The 688-nt window shown below is 65.0% G+C and carries 1 pseudogene; it reads right to left on the reverse strand.

Annotation, left to right across the window (positions count from 1 at the left end):
• Window positions 1–594 (reverse strand): annotated as a pseudogene (locus CSC66_RS17205) (FAD-binding oxidoreductase); the annotation flags it as partial.
• Window positions 595–688 lie beyond the last annotated feature (94 nt).

The raw sequence follows: 688 nt of genomic DNA on the forward strand, positions 1-688 counted from the left end.
CTGTTCGATGAACGCGGCCTCGGCAAGATCATCCGGCCGCAACACGTTGATGTGCAGGTTGCCGTCACCGATGTGGCCGAACCAGATCACTTCGGCCCGCGGATACTTGCGTGCCAGCAAGGCCTGCATCTCGTGCAGGAACGCCGGCACCGCACCCACCCGCACCGCGATGTCGTTCTTGTACGGCCGCCGCGGCGCCAGGCTCTCGGTGATGCCTTCGCGCAGCCGCCACAGCGCGGCAGCCTGCGCCTCGCTCTGCGCGATCACGCCGTCGCTGACCCAACCCTGCTCCAGTGCCTGCTCGAACACGGCCAGCGCCGCTTCCTGCTGTCGTTCGTCGGCGGCGTCGAACTCGGTGACCACGTAGTACGGATGGTCCCCGTCGATGGCGCGCTGCGCACCGTGTGCCAGTACGTGGCGCAGCGCGTGGTCGGTGAAGAATTCGAATGCCTGCAGTTCCAGCCGCGCGCGGAACAGCGCGAATACCTGCATCAGCGCGTCCATGTCCGGCAGCGCCAGCAGCATCACCTGCGAGGGCGGCGGCGGATCGGTGAGCTTCAGCGTCGCCTCCACCACGATGCCCAGCGTGCCTTCAAAAAAAAAGATCCTTCAATGCTATGGAAAAGCTCGCTGTCGAACTCTCCGCGCATGTAGTGCTACCGATCTATATACGCTGGAGCGTGCCCGG

The sequence above is a fragment of the Pseudoxanthomonas kaohsiungensis genome (assembly GCF_010211765.1).
Classification (GTDB): Bacteria; Pseudomonadota; Gammaproteobacteria; order Xanthomonadales; family Xanthomonadaceae; genus Pseudoxanthomonas; species Pseudoxanthomonas kaohsiungensis.